We start from the raw sequence: 14,681 nt of genomic DNA, 5'->3' as shown, positions 1-14,681 counted from the left end.
AGATGAGTCAACAACCTATTCCTCAAGCCACATCCTCTTTGGAGATGTGGCTTGATTATTTATCAAACATCCACACAAGCGCTATTGATCTTGGATTAGACCGAGTTCAGGCCGTCGCCTCTAAGGCAAACCTCACCAAACCTGCTCAACACGTTATTACTGTTGCCGGAACTAATGGCAAAGGCTCAACGTGTGCACTAATGGAAGCTATTCTGTTGGATGCTGGTTACTCAGTCGGTGTCTATAGTTCTCCTCACTTAATTCGCTATAACGAACGTGTTCGTATTAACGGCCAAGATCTATCCGATGAAAAGATGGTTCAGTCTTTCAATTTCATTGAGAAAGAGCGCGGGGAGATCAGCCTTAGCTTTTTCGAATATGGGACTTTAGCGGCGTTACGTGCTTTTCAAATTGAAGCGGTTGATGTTGTGTTATTAGAAGTGGGTCTAGGTGGACGCCTAGATGCGACGAATATAGTTGAGCATGATGTTTCTGTGATTACCAGTTTGGCTGTCGATCATGTTGATTGGCTAGGTGATGACATCAATGTGATTGGTTTTGAGAAAGCCGGTATTTATCGTAGTGGTAAGCCGGCTATCTGTGGTCAACCTAAACCACCAGCTACGGTTGCTGCTCATGCTGATGACATTAAGGCTGAGTTCTATCAGGTGGGTATTCAATACACCTATGATGTAGACGGCGATACTTGGAACTGGCGCAGTGGGGCATTCCAACTAGAATCACTGCCTATTCCAAGCCTACCGCTACCTAACGCAGCAACAGCATTGATGGCATTAGGTACTTCAGAACTTAGCATTAGCGATGTGAACGTCGTTAATGGCATGAAGAACGCACAGCTTCCTGGGCGTATGCAGCAAATTAGCGAACAACCCGTGATTGTGCTTGATGTTGCGCACAACCCGCATTCGGCTGAATATTTTGCGCAGCAAGTAACGAAGAAGTATGCAGGTAAAAATTTACACGTTGTAGTCGCCATGCTTCATGACAAAGATATCCCTGCGACATTGGAAGTATTAGCACCAATCACAACACATTGGTACCCAGCTTCGCTGAACGGCCCACGAGCCGCAACAGCTGCTGAATTGTGTCAAAGCCTACCTCAAGGCGTAGAGCAGCATTCAAACCCTGTAGCAGCGTTTGAAGCGGCTTTAGCTTCTGTTAAAGGTGACGATGTTGTACTGGTGGTCGGTTCTTTCCATACTGTGGGTGAAGTATTGGAGCATTGGCAGAAAAAAGGAAACTAAATGGCAAGTAAATTCCAAAGCCGATTAGTCGGTACCATCATTTTAGTGGCCATTGGTGTGATTGTATTGCCCGATGTGCTGGATGGTAAGAAGCTCCACTATAAAGAAGAGTTTGCAAGCATTCCGATTAAGCCAGAGCTTGATAGTAATGTAGAAGTTTTTGAAGTACTCGACCCTGTTGAAGATCAGATTGCACTGCCGGACTCTCCGGTTGAGCGAGTGGTTGAAAGTGGTGTTGATAATTCAGATAAGCAAACTGCGTCGGCTTCCAGTAACAAAGAAGCAGATAAAGTGGCTGTGGTGGTTAAGCCAGTACCGGAAAAAAATGAATACCAAGACAGTGCTTGGATTATTCAATTGATGGCTTTGAAGAATGCTGACAACGCAAAAAACGTTGTTAAGGATTTGCAAAAGCGTGGTTACCAGGCTCACACCAAGCAAGAAAAAACGTTTACGCGAGTAATTATTGGCCCGGATGTCTCTAAATCCAAACTTGAGCGACAAATTAAGGAATTAGAAAAAATTACGGGTTCAAAAGGCCAATTGCTCAAATTTAAACCGTTAAATCCATAAGAAAACGTTTGCGTCAGCATTTTTTCTGTTAAAATGCGCGCCAACTTAAGATGAAGAATTCATGAATTGGTTAGATTTTGTCATTTTAGGCGTGATCGGCTTCTCTGCCGTGATCAGTTTAGTTCGCGGTTTCGCTAAAGAAGCGTTGTCACTTGTTATTTGGTTTGGAGCATTTTTTATTGCTAGCCAGTACTACGCTAAATTAGCCATGTACTTCACCAATATCGAAGATGAGATGTTTCGAAACGGAACTGCGATAGCAGCATTATTTGTTGCAACGTTAGTTGTCGGTGCCTTAGTTAACTATGTCATCGGTCAGCTAGTTCAGAAAACAGGCCTGTCGGGTACAGACAGAATCCTCGGTGTCGTCTTTGGCGGCTTACGTGGTGTTCTGATTGTCTCTGCAGTGTTGTTTTTCATGGATGCGTTTACTGCATTCCCAAGTTCTGAGTGGTGGGAGAATTCGCAGTTGGTTCCGGAGTTTAGCCGAATCATTGCGCCGTTCTTTGAGCATTTACAAGCAACATCTAGTTTCTTATCTGGCGCGCTTTAGCGCCAGTTAATGTCGAAAATCGAGGATTAGGACATGTGTGGTATTGTTGGAATCGTGGGTTCAACACCTGTAAACCAGTCTATTTATGACGCTTTAACGGTATTGCAGCATCGTGGCCAAGATGCCGCTGGAATTTGTACCATAGAAAGCAATCGTTTCCGTCTGCGTAAGGCGAACGGTTTAGTTAAAGATGTTTTTGAAGCAAAACACATGCAACGCCTCCAAGGTAACGTGGGTATTGGTCATGTTCGTTATCCTACAGCGGGAAGCTCGAGTGCTTCTGAAGCGCAGCCTTTCTACGTAAACTCTCCTTTTGGTATCACGTTGGCGCACAACGGCAATCTAACGAATGCAAGTGAAGTTCGTGAGAAGTTGTTCGAAAAAGACCGTCGTCATGTCAACACAACCTCTGATTCTGAAGTTCTACTGAACGTATTGGCTCATGAAATCGATACTGTTAAAGGTAATGTGACTTCAGAAGATGTGTTCCGCGCCGTTGCAAACGTGCACCGTACTATTCGTGGTGCTTACGCAGTGACAGCGATGATCATCGGCCACGGTATGATCGCATTCCGTGACCCACATGGTATTCGTCCACTGTGTCTTGGTAAGCGTGAAATTAACGGTAAAACAGAGTACATGGTTGCGTCTGAATCGGTAGCGTTAGACGCTGTTGGTTTTGATTTTATGCGCGATGTTGCCCCTGGTGAAGCTATCTACGCAACATTCAATGGTGAGCTTTTCACTAAACAATGCGCAGATAACCCACAATTAAACCCATGTATTTTCGAGTTTGTTTATTTTGCTCGTCCTGATTCATTCATCGATAAAATTTCGGTTTACAGCGCACGCGTTGAGATGGGTGAGATGTTAGGCAAGCGTATTAAAGAAGAGTACGCAGACCTAGACATTGACGTGGTAATTCCAATCCCTGAAACATCGAATGATATTGCGCTACGAATTGCTCAAGCGATCAATAAGCCATATCGTCAAGGTTTCGTGAAAAACCGCTATGTTGGCCGCACGTTTATCATGCCTGGTCAGCAACAGCGTAAGAAGTCGGTTCGCCGTAAGCTCAACGCAATTCGTTCTGAGTTTAAAGGTAAGAACGTTCTATTGGTTGATGATTCTATTGTGCGTGGCACGACATCAGAGCAGATCATTGAGATGGCTCGTGATTCTGGCGCAAGCAAAGTCTTCATGGTTTCTGCTGCTCCTGAGGTTCGTTTCCCGAACGTTTACGGCATCGATATGCCGAGCGCGACGGAGCTTATTGCTCATGGCCGTGACAACGAAACGATTTGTAAGCAGATCGGCGCAGACGCTTTGATTTTCCAAACGCTACCAGACTTAATCTCTGCAGTAGGTATGGGTAATCAAGACATCTCTCGTTTTGATACATCCGTATTCAACGGCGAGTATGTAACGGGCGATATCGACCAAGCGTACCTAGATTTCCTAGACTCTTTACGTAATGACGATTCAAAGGTTGAGCGTGAGATCCAACAAGATCTCGCGAACCTAGAGTTACATAACGAAGGCGCTTAGCGTACTCATAAAAAATGAGTAATAAAAAACCAGAGCATCGGCTCTGGTTTTTTTGTTTGTGGAGAAGGGGTGACTCTAATGAATGTGGTATGCGATCACAAAATCAATAAACAGTCTAACCTTCTCTGGCAGGTGGTCTTTGTGGTTATAAAGCATGTAAATATCACGAGGGTTAGCACTCCAGTCTTCTAAGACTTGCACTAAGCTGCCATCTTCAATGTATTCACGGATCATCACGTCAGGCATTAGGGTGATACCTAGGCCTTCTGAACAGGCTTGTCTTACGACATTAAGCGCATTCGCATTGAAACGACCTTTCTCGCTATTCACGACCGTCTCTTCATTCGAATTACTCAGCTGCCACTTAATCAGCGGATAGCCTTTAAGTAGCGAATGATTCGCGAGCTCTTCTGCATGACTTGGTGCAGGGTTCTTCGCTAAGTAGTCAGGACTCGCGATAAGAATATCCTTCACTTCACTGATCTTTCTTGCGATTAAGCTTGAATCACGCTGCGGGCCGACTCTGAAAATGACATCCCACTCGGTTGGATCAAGCTGATCAGCTTGGTTGTTCATCATCAGCTCAATATTGATATCAGGGTATTGAGTCATGAATTCACTGAACATCGGCATCATCATGCGCTTGGTCAGGTTTGAGGGAGCGGTAATGCGAATCTTCCCTGAAGCCCCCTTACACACGTCAGTGAGTTCTTCTGCAGTAGAAGATAGACGTTGTAGTAACGGTGAGCATTCATTGAAAAAACGTTCGCCAGCCTCTGTTAAAGAGAGTTTACGCGCGTGTCTATTGAGAAGCCTTAGGTTCAAAGAGTCTTCTAAGGCTTGGATGCGTCGTGTAATGGTCGCAACCGGAATCATTGTCTTGCGCGATGTTGCGGTGTAGCTCCCATTTTCAACGACAAGTCGAAAGAGGTTTAAATCATCTAATTTCATAAATCCAGACACATTTGTTTACAATCTCATCTAATTTATACGTAATATTGAGATCAATGTTTGCGTTACGTCAACTCGTTGCACTATTTACCAGTATTCCAACCCTTGTCACGAATTACCAGTAAAGAGTGAACATTTGTGTATTTAGTATTTTATTACTAAGTTTTATATTAGTTCTTAGAACAGATAACAATAATAATTCGACTTAGTTTTGTGAGGTTAGAGATTATGTACAAAACTCACAGTCAGCCAGTTATGACCTCGGCTCAGGAAGTTCTCAATCAAAAATGCGTTATGTTGGTTGATGATGATCCTATTTTTCGCCGGATAACCAGCGCGTACTTAGACAAGATTGGTTATAAAGTGGTTGAGGCTGAAAATGGGCTGGACGCTCTGCAAAAACTTAGAGACTCAGCGCCAGATTTAATTGTGTGTGACTTATCAATGCCGATACTGGATGGCATTGAGCTTGTAGAAGAGCTCAGTTTAGAGTATCCGTCACTGCCTATGATCGTTGTGTCTGGCACTGATGATATGTCTGATGTGGCGAAAGCATTACGATTTGGTATCAAAGACTTTTTAGCGAAACCTCTAGAGGATCACGGTCACTTAGGAAGTGCGATTGCGAATACATTGACAGATTCGTTCGATAACATTTCAGACCAACGAGATTTTTCAAGCCAATGGTTCTGCGTTGATGACGGTGGCGAGATCCCTGAAGACCAAGAGCTGCATTGGCATCTAAACTACCTGCAAGATAACCCGAGTGCTGCAAGAGACTTATTGCACGCGCTGCTTCCAGAGAAAGACACACGACAAGGCTCATGGCGTTGCAGTTACCGTTTACTGCAATCAACAGAAATGATGCCGCTTGTGTTTGATTATGCGTGGATGATGAACGGGCAGTTTGCTTTCTACCTCGTCGATTCGTCGTCTTCTGATAACGGCGGCTCAGCGGCCACATTGTTGGTGAGAGCGTTATTCCACGATTACATCAGAAATAGAAAAGATTTTAACGTTGATCTCAAAGATATTGCGGAAATTTTGGAGAAGGGGATTCGTTGCTCTAAATGCTCAACCCCTGTGAATGCTTTGTTTGGTGTTGCTGATCTTGCTGTGGGAACTATCTCTATTTTACCTGCGGGTTTAGATGGACAATGGTCGAATGGCGAATTGAATCAACATATTGCAGCAGGCGAGCGCTTGGGTGAGAACTGTAAGAAGAACTTTATTACACGGGATCTTCCGATTGAACAAGGCTGCCAGCTATCATTGAGCCTGCTTGGATCGGCCAGTTTTAGTTTAGACATACACCAAGGGTCCACTGATTAACCCTATATTTCCTCGGTTTTTGTGAATAATTGATTAAGGTATAGTTGCGCAAATGGTGTGACTATGCCTTTTTTGTTAAATGTCGATTTAGCAAAGTGGGTTTGGTTCGCCAGATACTTACCTTTACTAACAAAAACAAGAAGCAATCATGGCAGATAACAAAGACTTTCAAGACCCGTTTAATGTATTCTATTTTTTAGGATTTTTAGCTGCATTTTTAGCGATTCCATTACTACCAGCAACCCTTACGTTGATCCGTGTATTCAATGGTTACGCAACATTCTAGTTAAGCTATCGTCGCCGATTGGTGATAGCTAACTCAAGGAGGCCACAATTAGCGTTCGAGTTTTAAGCCTCAATATTGCTGGTGGCCTTTGTATCATTCTTGCAGTTCTAGGGATCGTTTTACCCGTTCTGCCAACCACGCCTTTTCTCCTTCTTGCCAGCGCATGTTTCATGCGAAGCAACCCCAAAGTTCACAAATGGATGCATGAGCATAAAACGCTGGGTCCCTTGTTGAACAATTGGTATCAACACGGTGCCGTTACCAAGCAAGTTAAAACGCGTGGCGTGTTCTTTATCTTGTTGAGTTTTGCGTTATCGATCTACTTTGCCCCGCTCATTTGGGTCAAGGTTTTCCTAATTTGTGTACTTGTTATTCTTCTCACATGGTTTATGCGACTTCCAACCCATGAGTTGGTTGCTGACAGCAAAGAAAATCACTACCATTAAGCCAGTGTGCCTGCTTGTATAGCGGGCGTTTATTATTTCAGCAATCAGAGTTATGACTCTCGTTGCAATGAATACCAATCGTACCTTTCCTTAATTCCGAGCGTTGATGTTTGATTCATTAACGAGAGTTTGGAAAGCGGCCTAATGAAGTGCATAAGATTATGAACACAGAAAAAATCTCTCTGATCAAAGCAAGCATCAAAAGCATTCCTAATTACCCTAAAGCGGGTATTTTGTTCCGTGACGTAACAAGCTTGATGGAAGATCCTGCCGCGTACAAAGCGACAATTGACCTGTTAGTGGACACATACAAGGGCATGGGCTTTACTAAGATCGTTGGTACTGAAGCTCGTGGTTTCCTATTTGGTGCGCCTCTTGCTCTTGAGCTAGGTGTCGGCTTCATCCCTGTTCGTAAACCGGGCAAGTTGCCTCGTCAAACTGTGGCACAATCTTATGAGCTTGAGTACGGCACTGATACGCTAGAAATCCATACCGATGCTATCGTTGAAGGCGATAAAGTGCTGATGGTTGATGACTTGCTAGCAACAGGCGGTACGATTGAAGCGACAACAAAGCTGATTCGTCAGCTTGGTGGTGTGGTAGAACACGCTGCATTTGTTATTAACCTTCCAGAAATCGGTGGTGACAAGCGCTTACAAGGCTTAGGTCTAGAAGTGTTTAGCATCTGCGAATTCGACGGTCACTAATCCTTTTCGGAATTATTCATGAGCTATCTTGCGTTAGCGCGAAAATGGCGACCAACCAAATTCAAAGAAGTGGTTGGTCAAGCCCATGTTTTAACAGCATTAGAGAATGCCCTTAGCCAAAATAGGTTGCATCACGCTTACCTATTCAGCGGTACACGAGGTGTCGGTAAAACGACCATCGGCCGTTTGTTTGCGAAGGGACTCAACTGTGAAACAGGCATTACTTCAACCCCTTGTGGTGAGTGTGCAACCTGTAAAGAGATCGATGAAGGTCGTTTTGTTGACCTGCTCGAGATCGATGCTGCCTCACGTACTAAGGTAGAAGATACCCGCGAGCTTCTGGACAATGTTCAGTACAAGCCTGCACGTGGTCGCTTCAAGGTTTACCTAATCGATGAAGTACACATGCTGTCTAGGCACAGTTTTAACGCGCTTCTAAAAACCTTAGAAGAGCCGCCTGAGTATGTGAAGTTCTTGCTCGCAACAACGGATCCGCAAAAGCTTCCTGTGACTATATTGTCGCGTTGTCTGCAATTCCACCTTAAGCCGATCAGCGTTGATAATATCCACGAGCAACTCGATCATATTCTTGAACAAGAAAATGTGACGTCTGAATCTCGTGCGCTTGGAATGATTGCTCATGCCGCTGATGGCAGTATGCGTGACGCTCTTAGCCTAACAGACCAAGCTATAGCATTAGGTAATGGCAATGTAGTGACAGACACTGTTGCTCACATGCTTGGAACGCTGGATACAGACCAAGCGATTCATCTACTTGAAGCGATTAGCAGTAAACAACCACAATTAGCGATGGCTTGCATTCAAGCTCTTGCTGAAAATGGCGTTGAGTGGGATGGATTGCTGAGTCAACTTGCGACTCAATTACACCGTTTGGCGATGTATCAAGCTCTGCCGTCTACTTTAGACAAGGCTCAGCCTGACGCTGAAAGGCTAGAACTGTTGAGCAAAGCGTTAAGCCCACAAGATATCCAACTCTACTACCAGATAGTGCTGAAAGGGCGTCAAGACTTGCCATTATCGCCAACCGCTCGTGTTGGTATTGAGATGGTGGTTCTGCGTCTTTTGGCATTCAGACCTGCTGAACAAACTGTTGCTACGGCTATCTCGACTGAGTCGACTAGCCCAGCGCCTGCTCCTGCAGCTCAGAATCCGGTTCAGAGTGTTGCTCAGCCAGTGAGTCAAGCTGCGCCAATGGCAGCTCCGAGACAGTCAGCTCAGGCTCCAGCGGTTTCACAGCCTCAAGTGCCTCAGCAAGCGCCTATTCAGCAGCCTGTGCAACAGCAACCGCCGCAGAATCAGAACCAATATTCAGATTCGCAAGGTTACGCTGATCATTCAGGCAACCAAGGTTATCCAGAACAGGATTACCCGCACAGTCAGTATGACGCTCCACCTGCTTATGATGAACGTCCTAGCTACGGTGCGGAGCAGCCGGTGAGTCCCATGACTCAGCAAACGAATTACCAGAATCAAGAGCAGCCAAATGTTGCTCCCGTTGCACCTTCTGTTTCACCAGCTTCGCAAGAGCAACCAGCGCGTGCAACTTCGCCTGTGAGCGGTTTACGTCACCAATTGCGTTCTCAACGTAGAGGTGGTGCAGCAACAGATAACAAAGGTTCAGCGCCAAAAAAGGCTAAAGCGACACCAGCTAAAACTTCAGTTCTTGACCGAGTTGCTCTGCAACACGGTGGTTCTGAGCGGGTGTCGCCAGCTTCTTTAACCGCCTCTTCGACAGAAAATGTGACCAACGATAATGAACCTTATCGCTGGAAACCGTCTAAACCTGTAGTGAAAGAGGTGAGCAAAGAGCTTACACCTACTCAGATCAAGCGTGCGTTAGAGCATATTAAGACACCAGAAATGGTCGATAAATTGCTTCAAGAGTCGATTGTTCAAGATGAATGGTCCGCCACGATTCAAAAGCTAGAGACGGCTAAGCTTGTTGAACAGTTAGCATTGAACTCAGTATTTACTAAGATTGACACATCAATCACCTTAACGTTAAGAGCGAGCCAGGCTCACTTGAATACGGACCGTGCACAGAGTGAGCTATTACAGTCTCTCAATACTGTGCTTGGAGAAGAGTGTCATTTGAGTGTTGAAATTGGTGATGGTGGAGAAACACCGCTAGAACTGCGAGAAAGATTGTATCAAAGCAAGTTGAAAGACGCGTTTACCAGTTTGGAAAACGATGCCAACGTACAGTTTATCGAAAGACGTTTTGCTGCCGAGTTGGATAGAGACAGCGTTCGTCCAATATAGTGTTCCTCCAATATCGATATGCCTTTCATTTAGTGATGGGCATATCATCCTTGGAAAGCAAATCAGAGAACTGAACTCGTGGGGTTGAATCACAGTGTTTTAACCCCCATTTAAGCCCTTAGTAGCTTAAATGATTTTAATAAACCAATTAGACCAGAGAGTAATAACATGTTTGGTAAAGGCGGTATGGGCAACATGATGAAGCAAGCCCAGCAAATGCAAGAGCGCATGCAAAAGCTTCAAGAAGAAATCGCAAATATGGAAGTTACAGGTGAGTCAGGTGCTGGCCTTGTAAAAATTACGATTACTGGTAGTCACAGTGTTCGTCGCGTTGATATCGATGAAAGCCTAATGGAAGACGATAAAGAGATGCTTGAAGATCTTATCGCAGCCGCTTTCAACGATGCAGCTCGTCGTGTTGAAGAGACTCAAAAAGAGAAAATGGCTGGCGTAACTGGTGGGATGCAACTTCCACCAGGTATGAAAATGCCTTTCTAAGCGACTTATTTATAAGAGACTTGTCTCTTCCAACGGCTTGTTCTTGAATAAGCCGTTATTTAAAGTTAGAACGGTTAAATATGCGTACCAGTCATATGCTGGAGCATTTGATGGAGGCCTTACGTTGTCTACCTGGGGTTGGCCCCAAGTCGGCGCAGCGTATGGCCTTTCATTTGTTACAGCGCGATAGAAAAGGCGGCCTACAGTTGGCTGAAGCTCTTAGCCAAGCAATGACCGAAATTGGTCATTGTAATGAGTGCCGTACTTTTACTGAAGAAGATACTTGCCACATTTGTACCAATCCTAAACGTCAGGACAACGGTCAAATTTGTGTAGTAGAGAGCCCTGCAGACATTGCAGCCATTGAAGCAACTGGCCAATATTCAGGTCGTTACTTTGTGCTTATGGGGCATCTTTCACCACTTGATGGTATCGGTCCAAGTGATATCGGTCTCGATGTCTTGGATTACCGTTTACGTCGTGGTGATATCACTGAAGTAATTCTAGCGACTAACCCGACAGTAGAAGGGGAAGCAACAGCGCATTACATTGCTGAGCTATGTAATGCCCATGAAGTGAACGCTAGCCGTATCGCCCATGGTGTTCCCGTCGGTGGTGAGCTAGAGCTGGTGGATGGCACCACGCTTTCGCACTCCTTACTCGGTCGTCATAAGATCTAAAAAAGCCGCTCATTTGAGCGGCTTTTTATTTGTTCCGAAATCCTGCTTATTTAATGCTTAGTCCTTTCCACGCACGGCTTTGTAAATCGCAGCGCCAATCACGGCACCAATAATCGGTGCAATCCAGAATAGCCATAATTGCGAAACAGCCCAGTCTCCAACAAATACGGCTACACCAGTACTTCGAGCAGGGTTCACAGAGGTATTAGTGACGGGGATACTGATAAGGTGGATCAAGGTTAAACAAAGACCAATCGCGATAGGTGCAAATCCAGCCGGTGCTTTTGAATCGGTTGCCCCCATGATCACGAATAGGAACACCATGGTCATGACCACTTCACACACGAGTGCTGCGGTTAGCGAATAGCCACCCGGTGAGTGTTCACCGTAACCATTCGAAGCAAAGCCTGATGAGACAACGTCAAAACCTGCTTGGCCAGAAGCAATCACAAATAGCACGCCGCCCGCGATAATACCGCCAATCACTTGGGCAATAATATAAGGCGCAACATCTTTGCCATCAAAGCGACCACCACTCCATAGACCGATGGTGACAGCAGGGTTGAGGTGGCAACCGGATATATGACCAATAGCGAAAGCCATAGTGAGTACGGTTAAACCAAAGGCAAGGGAAACTCCGAGTAGACCAATTCCCACATCAGGGAAAGCCGCGGCTAAGACGGCACTACCACAACCGCCTAACACCAACCAAAACGTACCGAACATTTCTGCGATATACTTATTCATAACTATCCTTATTAATCTTTACCAGTATCAATAAGATAGTTTAGATCTATCAAAGTTGTGAAATCTTGGGCATATATAAGAAGAAAAGTATTGTTAGGTTATTGCTTCGAGCTCAATAAGGTTATCAAGCGCTTCTTGGTCTGTTTTACCACAGATGATAGGGCAGGCTTTGAATTGGTGACATACCTTCGGGCGTGAAGGTTGACCAAATAATTTGCATAGATCTTGCTCATTTAATTGAATGCAGCGTACGCCAGCAGGCTTACCATTAGGCATTCCAGGAATAGCAGATGTAATACTTGGAGCGATACAACAAGCTCCACAACCTAGGCGACATTCCATCAAATTAAACTCACTAAATAACAGGGTGCGCGATAGTAGCAAAAAATGATGAGAGTGACAGCTGTTGATTGAATCAAAGAATGAACAATTATTATCCTTGAACTTTTTATGGGCTAGCGGTATAACACGCACCCCAGTAAAAGAGTAAGAAGTAATCCTATGACGAATCCATTTTGGCAAGAAAAGACACTAGAGCAAATGACCGAGAACGAGTGGGAATCACTGTGTGACGGTTGTGGTAAGTGTTGCCTGCATAAACTAATGGATGAAGATAGCGATGAAGTTTACTACACCAACGTGGCGTGCAGCTGGTTAAACGACAAAACATGTTCTTGTAAAGACTACCCGAACCGCTTCACTTCAGGTGAAGAGTGTTTGAAGCTGACTCGTGACAAGATTCATGAATTCCATTGGCTACCAGACACTTGTGCTTACCGCCTTCTATCAGAATCCAAGCCGATTCCTGAGTGGCACCCATTGATTACGGGTTCTAAAGCCGAGATGCACGCTGCAGGTGAAAGCGTTCGTAACAAAGTGGTATACGAAATCGATGTTGTCGATTGGGAAGACCACATCCTGAATCACCCGAATCGCTAATTATTCTAAAATAGCCGCTCTTGAGCGGCTGTTTTGCTATTTGGCGTCGCCTAAATTTAAAACTCAATTACTTAACTTCAACGCTTAAACGCTTAAAACAAAAAACGCCCCGAAGGGCGCTAAAGTTAAACGAGCAAAAAAGATTCAGGCTAGTTTACTTGTTGTTTAATGTACTCACCCAGTTCTGAGTGGTGCATGATTTTCGAAACTGGCAGTATCTTTTCAGCAGGACCCCAAGCAAACACGTTCACTGGTGTGTGAGTATGTGTACCTGTGCCCCAAACGATGTTTTGGCCTGTTGCTTGTTCACGAGCAAGTAGGTTGCCACGGTCGTTATATGGGAAGAAAGCATCGAAATCGTTGATAGCAGGCACTTCTTCTGCCGACAAGTATTTGTGCTGAGCCAATCGGTATGGGTTCGGCTTACTGGCTAATACGTTTCTCGCTTGTTCTGCTGTGATAGGGAACTCACTGTTTTTGTTGACGATCTCAGCCAGCTTCTCAGGTGTTTGCAGTGCTTTATCTAGCTTCTGAAATTCGCTGATCATGCCGTAGTAGCTTTGCTTCTGATTGTATAGACCATCAAGAATATCGAATGCGCCAAAGTTAAAGTTGGGTGCATAGTCGCGATCGGCGAAGGCTTCGCCAGAACGTTTCTGTGGTTTTGGTAGGTCGTTAGAAGAGTAGCTGAAACCGAAAGAGCCTGTTTCGTGGTCTGCGGTCACAATCACGATCGTGTCTTCACGATTTTTTGCCCATTCATACACCGTTTGGATCGCTTCATCAAACTTGAGCAGTTCATGCAGCATAGTGCCTGCATCGTTACTGTGTCCCGCCCAGTCGATTTGGCCACCTTCGACCATTAGGAAAAAGCCATCTTCATTTTTGGATAGGATGTTGAGCGCTTTTTGTGTCATCTCTTTCAGGCTTGGCTGAGTTCGTTCGTCACTCTTTTTCTTGTTGCTGTAAGCGATGCCATCATCCATGCCTGAGTAGGCGAATAGGCCAAGTAGTTTATCGCCCTTAGCGTCGTCTAGCATGTTGCGATTAAATGCCAGTTGGTAGCCGTCTTTCTCTGCTTCAGCCAGCAGGTTACGGTCGTCTTTACGCTTCGATTTGAGATAAACATCACCTTGAGTCAGTTTCTCAAGTTGCTTATAGGTTTCACCTTTGTCGTTGGTCGATTTAGGGATCCAATGACGTAGCCCTCCAGAGAGCATCACATCAGCGCCCGTTGCTAACATATCAGTTGCAATTTGATTCTCTAAAGAACGGTGAGGTTGGTGAGCGGCGAAAGAAGCCGGGGTCGCGTGAGTTAAGCGTGTGTCGGACACTAAGCCGGTCGCTTTGCCTGCTTTTTTTGCTTTCTCAAGTACGGTCTCAACATGGTTACCCTGTGAATCGATACCGATCACTTCTGAACCGCTGTAGATACCCGTTGCAAGCATGGTCGCAGAGCAAGCTGAATCCACTACGATTGCGTCTTCCGGATGCGTTAGGGATGAACCAATAACCCCTTCTTGAGCAAGTTGATAAATGGCCGTTTTGTTCCCTTTATAGATGGAATTTGGCGCTTGGTTTGCGTAGGTTTCCAATAAGCCAACTTGCTGAGGTCCCATGCCGTCGCCGATCATCAGAATGACATTTTTGATTTCTGATGAAAGTACGTTGAATGAGAGTGTAGAGGTTACCACTGCGGTAACAATTGGTTTCATAAAGTGCTTCATTAGTTATCCCTTTTTATATAAGCGGGATGATTAGAGCATCGATTTGTGTCAAAGTCGTTTCATATTTGTTTCATCAATATGAAATTGAGCAATAACTCAAGTTTTTAGAAAAGCATAAAAAAAGGCTCACATTTCTGCGAGCCTTT

The 14,681-nt window shown here is 44.9% G+C and carries 16 protein-coding genes; 12 read left to right on the top strand and 4 right to left on the bottom strand.

Annotation, left to right across the window (positions count from 1 at the left end):
- Nucleotides 1-2 precede the first annotated feature (2 nt).
- From folC to purF, 4 genes are all read left to right on the top strand, one after another.
- Entirely contained in the window at nucleotides 3-1,265 is a 1,263-nt protein-coding gene (gene folC, locus L3V33_RS09605) for a bifunctional tetrahydrofolate synthase/dihydrofolate synthase (RefSeq protein WP_171313157.1), read from the top strand.
- Complete coding sequence (locus tag L3V33_RS09600) at nucleotides 1,266-1,838, top strand: SPOR domain-containing protein (RefSeq protein ID WP_017084069.1); 573 nt, start codon at nucleotides 1,266-1,268, stop codon at nucleotides 1,836-1,838.
- A gap of 61 nt (nucleotides 1,839-1,899) precedes the next feature.
- Complete coding sequence (locus tag L3V33_RS09595) at nucleotides 1,900-2,391, top strand: CvpA family protein (RefSeq protein WP_004734165.1); 492 nt, start codon at nucleotides 1,900-1,902, stop codon at nucleotides 2,389-2,391.
- A 33-nt stretch (nucleotides 2,392-2,424) separates the two neighbouring features.
- Nucleotides 2,425-3,939, top strand: coding sequence for an amidophosphoribosyltransferase (gene purF, locus L3V33_RS09590; RefSeq protein ID WP_004734166.1), 1,515 nt, complete (start codon nucleotides 2,425-2,427; stop codon nucleotides 3,937-3,939).
- A 75-nt stretch (nucleotides 3,940-4,014) separates the two neighbouring features.
- Here the strand turns inward: purF and L3V33_RS09585 are convergent, their stop codons facing one another.
- Nucleotides 4,015-4,890, bottom strand: a complete 876-nt coding sequence (locus L3V33_RS09585; protein WP_004734167.1) for a LysR family transcriptional regulator — start codon at nucleotides 4,888-4,890, stop codon at nucleotides 4,015-4,017.
- Between the two features lie 228 nt (nucleotides 4,891-5,118).
- On the opposite strand from L3V33_RS09585, the gene L3V33_RS09580 reads away from it, so the two are divergent.
- The 7 genes from L3V33_RS09580 to recR all read left to right on the top strand — a co-directional run bounded on the left by L3V33_RS09580 (nucleotide 5,119) and on the right by recR (nucleotide 11,122).
- Complete coding sequence (locus tag L3V33_RS09580) at nucleotides 5,119-6,222, top strand: response regulator (protein WP_004734168.1); 1,104 nt, start codon at nucleotides 5,119-5,121, stop codon at nucleotides 6,220-6,222.
- 148 nt (nucleotides 6,223-6,370) lie between these two features.
- Nucleotides 6,371-6,508, top strand: a complete 138-nt coding sequence (locus L3V33_RS09575; RefSeq protein ID WP_004734169.1) for a hypothetical protein — start codon at nucleotides 6,371-6,373, stop codon at nucleotides 6,506-6,508.
- Nucleotides 6,509-6,582: 74 nt separating this feature from the next.
- Complete coding sequence (locus L3V33_RS09570; protein WP_065204975.1) at nucleotides 6,583-6,954, top strand: YbaN family protein; 372 nt, start codon at nucleotides 6,583-6,585, stop codon at nucleotides 6,952-6,954.
- Between the two features lie 161 nt (nucleotides 6,955-7,115).
- Nucleotides 7,116-7,661, top strand: a complete 546-nt coding sequence (apt, locus tag L3V33_RS09565; RefSeq protein WP_102490509.1) for an adenine phosphoribosyltransferase — start codon at nucleotides 7,116-7,118, stop codon at nucleotides 7,659-7,661.
- Nucleotides 7,662-7,679: 18 nt separating this feature from the next.
- Nucleotides 7,680-9,944 (top strand): DNA polymerase III subunit gamma/tau, encoded by a 2,265-nt coding sequence (gene dnaX, locus L3V33_RS09560; protein ID WP_237290302.1) that lies wholly within the window; start codon nucleotides 7,680-7,682, stop codon nucleotides 9,942-9,944.
- 168 nt (nucleotides 9,945-10,112) lie between these two features.
- The gene (locus L3V33_RS09555) at nucleotides 10,113-10,442 is read left to right on the top strand and encodes a YbaB/EbfC family nucleoid-associated protein (protein ID WP_004734156.1); all 330 of its coding nucleotides are present in this window, start codon (nucleotides 10,113-10,115) and stop codon (nucleotides 10,440-10,442) included.
- A gap of 80 nt (nucleotides 10,443-10,522) precedes the next feature.
- Nucleotides 10,523-11,122: a recombination mediator RecR gene (recR, locus tag L3V33_RS09550; RefSeq protein WP_017111149.1), complete on the top strand. Its 600-nt coding sequence runs from the start codon at nucleotides 10,523-10,525 to the stop codon at nucleotides 11,120-11,122.
- A 57-nt stretch (nucleotides 11,123-11,179) separates the two neighbouring features.
- Here recR and aqpZ read toward each other — a convergent pair whose 3' ends face one another.
- Both aqpZ and L3V33_RS09540 read right to left on the bottom strand, forming a co-directional pair.
- Nucleotides 11,180-11,869: an aquaporin Z gene (aqpZ, locus tag L3V33_RS09545; protein ID WP_237290301.1), complete on the bottom strand. Its 690-nt coding sequence runs from the start codon at nucleotides 11,867-11,869 to the stop codon at nucleotides 11,180-11,182.
- Between the two features lie 93 nt (nucleotides 11,870-11,962).
- Nucleotides 11,963-12,211: a YkgJ family cysteine cluster protein gene (locus tag L3V33_RS09540; RefSeq protein WP_004734153.1), complete on the bottom strand. Its 249-nt coding sequence runs from the start codon at nucleotides 12,209-12,211 to the stop codon at nucleotides 11,963-11,965.
- 159 nt (nucleotides 12,212-12,370) lie between these two features.
- Between L3V33_RS09540 and L3V33_RS09535 the strand changes: the two genes are divergently transcribed.
- Nucleotides 12,371-12,808, top strand: a complete 438-nt coding sequence (locus L3V33_RS09535; protein WP_065204973.1) for a YcgN family cysteine cluster protein — start codon at nucleotides 12,371-12,373, stop codon at nucleotides 12,806-12,808.
- Nucleotides 12,809-12,957: 149 nt separating this feature from the next.
- Here L3V33_RS09535 and L3V33_RS09530 read toward each other — a convergent pair whose 3' ends face one another.
- Nucleotides 12,958-14,535, bottom strand: a complete 1,578-nt coding sequence (locus tag L3V33_RS09530) for an alkaline phosphatase (RefSeq protein WP_237290300.1) — start codon at nucleotides 14,533-14,535, stop codon at nucleotides 12,958-12,960.
- Nucleotides 14,536-14,681 lie beyond the last annotated feature (146 nt).

The organism is Vibrio sp. A2-1 (assembly GCF_021728355.1).
Taxonomy (GTDB): domain Bacteria; phylum Pseudomonadota; class Gammaproteobacteria; order Enterobacterales; family Vibrionaceae; genus Vibrio; species Vibrio splendidus_K.
The sequence above is the reverse complement of the archived record's forward strand: the minus strand, read 5'-3'. Positions and strand labels throughout refer to the sequence as shown.